The sequence below is a fragment of the Amycolatopsis sp. SID8362 genome (assembly GCF_010550475.1).
Lineage (GTDB): Bacteria > Actinomycetota > Actinomycetes > Mycobacteriales > Pseudonocardiaceae > Amycolatopsis > Amycolatopsis eburnea.
This window is the reverse complement of the sequence record NZ_JAAGNB010001115.1, coordinates 1-6,608: the sequence shown is the minus strand read 5'-3', so window position 1 is coordinate 6,608 and position 6,608 is coordinate 1. Positions and strand designations below refer to the sequence as shown.

Sequence of the window (6,608 nt, the reverse complement as noted above, 5' to 3'; positions counted from 1 at the left end):
TCCAGCGGCTGGCGCGCGGCTACCTGCGGGCCGCACGGGCCCGCGAGGCCTACGCCGAGGAGTTCGGCGGCCGCACCGTCTTCGGCGCGCCCGGCACCGAGCGCGACGAGCTGGCCGAGCGCCTCACGGCCGAGCTGCTCGAGGCCTACCTGACCCGCCTCCCGGGCGCCCGCATCTTCCACGGCCTCGCCTGGCCGGGCTCGGTCTTCGCGGACGTCGACCACGCGGTGCTGTGCGGCAAGCGCCTGGTGCTCATCGAGTCCAAGCTCTGGCTGCCGGGCCACTACGAGACCGCCGAAGACGGGCGCCTGCTGCGCAACGGGAGGCCGTTCCGCGGCGGCGGGAGCCGGCTCGCCGAGAGCCTCGCGGCCTACCGCGACCTGCTGCCGGGCGTCGCGCTGCGCGGCGCGATGATCGTGTACCCGAGCCGCAGCGGCGACCTGACCACGGCCGACCCCGGCGACTGGGCGGCCGCGCCGATGACCCCGGAGGAGTTCCTCCACGAGATCGGCGAGTGGCTGGCCGCCGATCCGTCCACTGTGGACCACGAGGCGCTGCGGACGGTCCGCGACCAGGTCGTCGGCGGAGGCGGCCGCGCGGCGTGAGCCGGCCCGCACCGCTCTCGACGCGCCGCCACGGTGTCTTGACCGGGTCGACGGCTCGGCGGCCCGCGCCCCGGAACGACATGAAAGAGTCATTCACCTCGTCAGACGACATGAAAGGGTCATTCATGTCGTCTGGCTCACGCAGCACCGCGACCGGAACCGGCGGACCCGGCGACTTCACCAGACCGCCGACACGCGCGGCCGGATCGGCGGCGCCGGCCCGGAACGACATGAATGAGTCATTCACGTCGTCCGGCCCCCGCAGCACCGCGACCGAAACCGGCGGACCCGGCGACCTCGCCAGATCGCCGACGCGCACAGCCGGATCGGAAACGCCGCCATCGTGAGCCCCGCCGCCACCCTCGGCACCGTCCTGCTCGCCTACCTACCCGCCGCGATCTCCCCCGGCCCCAACTTCATCCTCATCGCCCACACCGCGGCCGCCGGCACCCGCAAAGCCGCGCTCGCCGTCGCGCTCGGGGTCGTCGCCGCGGGTGGTCTCCTGGCCGCCGTCGCCGTCTTCGGGCTGGGCACCGTCCTGGCCCACCACCCCTGGCTGGCAACGGCGCTCCGCATCATCTGCGGCGCCTACCTGGCCTGGCTCGGCCTCCGCCTCTGGCTCACCGCCAGAACACCGGAATCCGCCCCGCCCGAAGCCCGCGGCAACGCGTTCCGCCGCGGCGTCGTCAGCAACCTCACCAACCCGAAAGCCGCGGCGTTCTTCGGCAGCGTCCTCACCGCGACCCTGCCGCCCACCGAACCCACCGCCGTCAAGGCCGCCGCCGTCGCGCTGATCGTCGTCGCCTCGGCTGCCTGGCACCTCGGTGTGGCGCTGCTGTTCTCCTCCCCCGCCACCCAGCGCTGGTACGCCCGCGCGAAACCGGCCCTCAACCGCGTCGTGGGCACGATCCTCGCCGTTCTCGGGGTCACCTTGGCCCTGACGCCGTGAAGGCCTCCCCGCGGCGAGCGAGGAGGCCTTCACGAACCCTGCGGGAACTACCGAACGCCGCCCGAGGCGCGCTGCTTCTGCGCCTGCGCGGAGCGGGTGCAGACTTCGCCGACGTCGACCGTCTGGCCGCGGTCGACGAAGACGTCCGCCACGCCGACGAGCTTGCCGTTCGGCGACGAGCACGTCAGCTGGTAGGCCTCCTTCGTGCCGTACGTCGGCGGGATCGGCGACGCGAACGACACGTCCCCGGTCCAGTCGTCGACGGCGTTCGGGTCGGCCTGGTCGTAGTTGACCACCACGGCCTTGTAGTCGCCGGCCGGCGGGTCGAACAGCACGGCGTGCTCGGACGTCGTGCCGCCGTTGGCCGACGAGCTGACCAGGTTGCCCGCCGCGTCGTAGACGAACAGGTCCCAGTCGGTCGCCGGGCTCGCCCAGTTGACGTTCACGCTGAACTTCCCGTTGTCGACCTTCGGCAGGCCGTCGACGTGGAAGGTGAACGAGTCGCCCGCCGGGTCGGCCGGGTAGTTCTGGTTGATCGGCGGCACCCCGGCCGGGTTGGTGACCGCGAAGCCCTGCTGCGCCGGGCCCTGCGGGTCGCGCCCGTACCGGCCGGCCACGTACGGCCGCGTCGACGGGTTGACCGACCACGCGAAGCGCCCGCCGGAAGCGGTGAACTTCGAGTTCAGGTCGTCGGTGTAGTAGATCGGCGGCTTGGTGGTGCCGTCGGGCTGGAGCACCGGCGAGGTCGGCGTCTGGAACGTCTTGTGCAGCTTGAGCTGGTAGCCCTTCGGCGCCGAGCCGATCAGCGTCGAGTGCTGCTGCGGGTCGGCCGCGTTGCCCAGCATGTCCAGGAACGCCTGCCGGTTGCCGCCCTTGCCGGCGCCGGCCGCGGGGGCCAGGCCTTCGTACTCCGCCACGACGTTGTCGGCGTACGGGCCGTGGAAGCCGTTGCCGCCGACCTCGATGGTGAAGCCCCAGCCACCGGTGGCCCAGTACGACCAGTCCTCGGTGGTGCCGGTGGTGTCGTAGAGCGCCCAGCTCGGCTCGCTGGTGTAGCCGTTGCGCGAAGCCAGCTTGTCGCCGAGGGCCTTGTACTGCGGCTCCTCCAGCGGCGGGCGGACGTCGGCCACGCCCGGCGGGCGCAGCACCAGCGCCGCGACGGTGTGCATCGTCAGCAGGTTCGTGACCTGGCGGGACGCCACGATCGAGCGCACGTTGCGCACCTCGGGCTCGCTGAACGGCCCGGACCCGCGGAAGGTGTCGCCGCTCCAGGACAGCTCGGCGCCGGCGCCGCCCCAGAAGCCCGCGTAGTTGCGGTTCGGGTCGGTGCCGCGGACGCGCCCGCCCGGGTTGGCCTTGCACACGCCGGTCGCGAACTGCGGCGGCGAGTCGTTGACGTTGCAGTTCTTGCGCTTCATTTCGTAATCGAACCGGGTGAAGTCACCCTTCGGCTCGGCCTCGCGGGAGATCTCGAAGCCGTCCGGGTTGATGATCGGCACGACGATGTTGCGCGTCTTGCTCACCAGCCCGCGGATGGCGGCGTCGTGCGAATAGCCGTTGATCAGCTCGTACGCCCATTCCATGACGTGCTCGCCGGCCGGCCACTCCCGGGCGTGGTGCACGCCCATGGTGAAGTTGACCGGCTTGCCGTCGGTCACGTTCTTGACGTCGGTGGCGATTTCGATGCCGACGACGTCGCGGCCTTCCCACGTCGATTCCGGCATGGTGAACGCCGAGACGAGGCTGGGGTTCTTGCGGGCGAGCTCCTTGAGCTCGTAGTTGTACTCGTAGAGGTGCCGGTAGCTGGTCCGCCCGGACGGCAGCGCCGAAGCGGCGGTCTTCGCGGCGTACTCGCGGTCGGTCTTCGCGTCCTGGACCGACTTGGCCGACAGGTCCGCCTCGAGCACCTTCGACTTGAAGCCGCTGCCGGCGAGCGTCTTGCGGTCGGCGTCGTTCGCCAGCACGACCTCGACGCCGGTCGCGTCGCCCTTCTCGGTGACGTCGAGGCCGAGGCCGGTGAGCTTGTTCTTGTCGGCGCGCGTCGGCGTCTCGACGCGGACGAGCTCCGCGCGCTGCGGCGCCGCGGTGGTCCCGGTCGGCGTGCCCTGCGGGGTCAGCGCGAGGAAGTCGACGCCGAGCTGGGCCTGCCCGGCCGAGCCGCCGTAGCGGCAGCCCTGGACGACGAGCTCCTGGCCCTTCTTCACGAAGCTTTCGGCGAGTTCGTGGGTGCGCAACGCCGTCGAAGCGGCGACGACGGCACCGGTCGCCTTGTCGAAAACGGCGACGTCCCAGTCGCCTTCGGTGCCCGGGGTGGCCTTGAGCCTGGCCTGGACGAGACCGTCCACGGTGGACGTCAGCTCGCGGCGATCGGTGCCCGCGGTGCCCTTGGGCAGCACTTTCGCGAAGCACGAGCGGGGTACGGACTTGTCGGCGCGCAGGATGTTCTGCGCCGCGCCGGCGGTACCGGTGGGTAGCGCGACGAACGTTCCGGCCAGTGCCACGGCCGAAGCCAGCAGCACCAGCCGTCTTGGTGAATTCCCCACAGGAAAAGCCTCCTTGACCGAGGGCCCGGCACGGCGGACGTACCGGTAGCGGGTGACCATAATGGAGGAAATCCGGCTGCGGTAACCGCCGTAAGTCGTACAGCCTTCAGCCCGTACGGCTGCCCCGAAGGACCTTTCACCGGGAGTTCAACCGGTGGTCGGCTACTGTCGGTTCATGGTCACGGTCCCTGCGCGACGGGTGTCGGTCGCGGTCTCGCTCAGCGGCCTGGCCGCACTGGCGATCGGCGCCGGCTTGGTGCTGCTGCTGCAGGTCATCCCGCCGACCGACGCGATCTCCCCGACCCGCCGCACGATCAGCGAGTACGGCCTGTCGGACCACAAGTGGGTGTTCGACCTCGCGGTGATCCTGGTGGCGCTGGGCTCGGCCGCGGGCCTGGCGGTGCTGGGCGGGCAACGCAGGCTGCCCGCACCGGCGGCCATCCTGGGTACATTGTGGACGGTCGGGCTGCTGGTCATCGTGGCGTTCCCGAAGCCGGACTGGGCCACCGTCTCCCGCGCCGACTTCGGCGGGACGCTGCACCGGATCGCGAGCGTGGTCGCGTTCGTGGCGTTGCCGCTGGCGGTGCTGGTGGCCGCGCGCACGGCGTTCCCGGCGTCCCCGGGCCGCCGCTGGGCCGCGCGGGTGCTGGCGATCCTTTCGCTGGGCTGGTTCGCGGTGATCCTGGGCGCGGTGGTGGTGGCCGCGGCCGGGGACGGCCGGTGGTGGACGTTGATCCCGCTGGGACTGGTGGAACGCGGGATGGCACTGACGGAGCTGATCGCGCTGGGCGTGCTGCTGGCGCCGGTCAGGTCTGGGCGACCCGGTTAGAGCTGGGGCTCCACGGTGTTCACGAGCCGCGGATCGGGCTCCCCGCCCGACATCTTCAAGAACCCCCGCGCCACCCGCGCCAGCAGCAGCCAGTTCTTCGGCCTCTTCTTGTCCACCCCGCCGACCAGCTGCTTGAGCATCGACAGCGTGTCGAAGTAGATCCGCTCGCAGACGAGCTTTTCCTCGGCGTCGAAGACGAAATAGGCCGTCATCCGCACCCGGAAGGGCGAGCCCGTCGCCGGGACCGGGCCGAGCGGACCCAGGTGCGTGCCCAGCAGCCAGAACTCGACGATGACCGCGTCGGCGCTGTGGCGCAGCGCGATCAGCTCGTGGTGCTGGTCGGGGAACGCCGCGCGCGTGTCGTGGTAGTAGCCGCGGACGGCGTCGCCGCCGTCGTGGACCGTCATCGTCGCGATGACCTCGTAGTGCGGGTGCGGGAACGTCGACAGCGTCGCGTCCCAGTCCTGGGCGACCTCGTCGCGGAAGTGGTCGAGGACCAGCTTCTGCCGGGCCGCGAGGACCTCTTGGGCGGGGATCGGCCGCATCGGCCACTCCTTTATCTACGGCGTAGGTATTCGTGGATAACCTACACTGTAGGCAACGCCGAAAGAAGGGGGAAGCCGTGCTCGAAGGAGCCCTGGCCCGCGCGAAACCCGTCGTCCGGTGGAGCCTCGGGCACGCGCTGCCCCGGACCGTGCTGCGCCGCGAGGCCAAGCGCGGCGACCTGCAGGGGCGGATGGTCGTGGCCGCCGCCGACGGGCGGGACCTGACCGGGTTGTTCGAGGAGATCCGCGCCGCCGGGCCGCTCGCGCGCACCCGGTTCGGCTGGATGACCACCACGCACGCCGCGGTCCGGGAAGTGCTCTCCAGCGAGGACTTCCGCGTCGGCGTCATCGGCGCCGATGGTTCGCCGCTCGGGCGGCTGGTCGAGTGGTCGGCCGGCGAGCACCTGCACCCGGTGCGGCCGCCGTCGCTGCTGGCCGTCAACCCGCCCGAGCACACCCGCTACCGCAAGCTCGTCACCGGCGTGTTCACCGCGCGGGCCGTGGAGCAGCTGCGCGGGCGCGTGCAGGAGATCGCCGACGGCCTGCTCGACGGACTCGACCCGCACCGCCCGCTCGACCTCGTCGAGTCCTACTGCGGGCTGCTGCCGGTGACGGTCATCAGCGAGATCCTCGGTGTGCCGCCGTCCGACCTCGGCAAGGTGCTGGCACTGGGCTCGGCGGCCGCGCCCAGCCTCGACCTCGGCCTGGGCTGGCGGACGTTCCGCCACGTCGAGACCGCGTTGGGCGAGTTCGACACCTGGCTCGGCGAGCACCTCGAGCACCTGCGGCGGCACCCGGGCAAGGACCTGTTCAGCAAGCTCGTCGCGGCCCGCGACGACGGCGTCGGCCTGACCGAGACGGAGCTGAAGTCGACCGCGGGCCTGGTGCTGGCGGCCGGGTTCGAGACGACGGTCAACCTGCTCGGCAGCGGCATCGCGCTGCTCGCCGGCGATCCCGGGCAGCTCGCCGTGCTGCGCGAGCGTCCCGAGCTGTGGGGCAACGCCGTCGAGGAGGTGCTGCGGTACGACCCGCCGGTGCTGCTGACCGGACGCCTCGCGACGCGCGCGACCGAGATCGCCGGCGTGCCGCTGCCGCGCGGCGCGCTGGTGACGACCGTGCTGGCCGGCGCGAACCGCG

Annotated in this window: 6 protein-coding genes; 4 read left to right on the top strand and 2 right to left on the bottom strand. The window is 71.8% G+C overall.

What is annotated here, in order from left to right:
* Both G3I65_RS35020 and G3I65_RS35015 read left to right on the top strand, forming a co-directional pair.
* A partial coding sequence (locus G3I65_RS35020) for a nuclease-related domain-containing protein (protein ID WP_160699898.1) occupies nt 1-605 on the top strand: 605 nt, incomplete at its 5' end.
* 343 nt (nt 606-948) lie between these two features.
* Entirely contained in the window at nt 949-1,554 is a 606-nt protein-coding gene (locus tag G3I65_RS35015; RefSeq protein WP_160699897.1) for a LysE family transporter, read from the top strand.
* Nucleotides 1,555-1,601: 47 nt separating this feature from the next.
* Here G3I65_RS35015 and G3I65_RS35010 read toward each other — a convergent pair whose 3' ends face one another.
* Nucleotides 1,602-4,073 carry a M14 family zinc carboxypeptidase gene (locus G3I65_RS35010; RefSeq protein WP_160699900.1) on the bottom strand — a complete coding sequence of 824 codons (2,472 nt, stop codon included), beginning with the start codon at nt 4,071-4,073 and terminating at the stop codon, nt 1,602-1,604.
* Between the two features lie 199 nt (nt 4,074-4,272).
* Here G3I65_RS35010 and G3I65_RS35005 point away from each other — a divergent pair, with 199 nt between their 5' ends.
* The gene (locus G3I65_RS35005) at nt 4,273-4,926 is read left to right on the top strand and encodes a DUF998 domain-containing protein (RefSeq protein WP_166640969.1); all 654 of its coding nucleotides are present in this window, start codon (nt 4,273-4,275) and stop codon (nt 4,924-4,926) included.
* Here G3I65_RS35005 and G3I65_RS35000 read toward each other — a convergent pair.
* Entirely contained in the window at nt 4,923-5,471 is a 549-nt protein-coding gene (locus tag G3I65_RS35000; protein WP_160699896.1) for an ester cyclase, read from the bottom strand. The two genes, G3I65_RS35005 and G3I65_RS35000, sit on opposite strands and share 4 nt — an antisense overlap.
* A gap of 77 nt (nt 5,472-5,548) precedes the next feature.
* Here G3I65_RS35000 and G3I65_RS34995 point away from each other — a divergent pair.
* Nucleotides 5,549-6,608, top strand: a 1,060-nt coding sequence (locus G3I65_RS34995; RefSeq protein WP_160699895.1) for a cytochrome P450, incomplete at its 3' end; no start/stop codon positions are given.

Excerpts from the sequence above, each read along its gene's own strand:
- G3I65_RS35005 (WP_166640969.1), top strand. The coding sequence starts at position 4,273 with ATGGTCACGGTCCCTGCGCGACGGGTGTCGGTCGCGGTCTCGCTCAGC.
- G3I65_RS35000 (WP_160699896.1), bottom strand. The coding sequence starts at position 5,471 with ATGCGGCCGATCCCCGCCCAAGAGGTCCTCGCGGCCCGGCAGAAGCTG.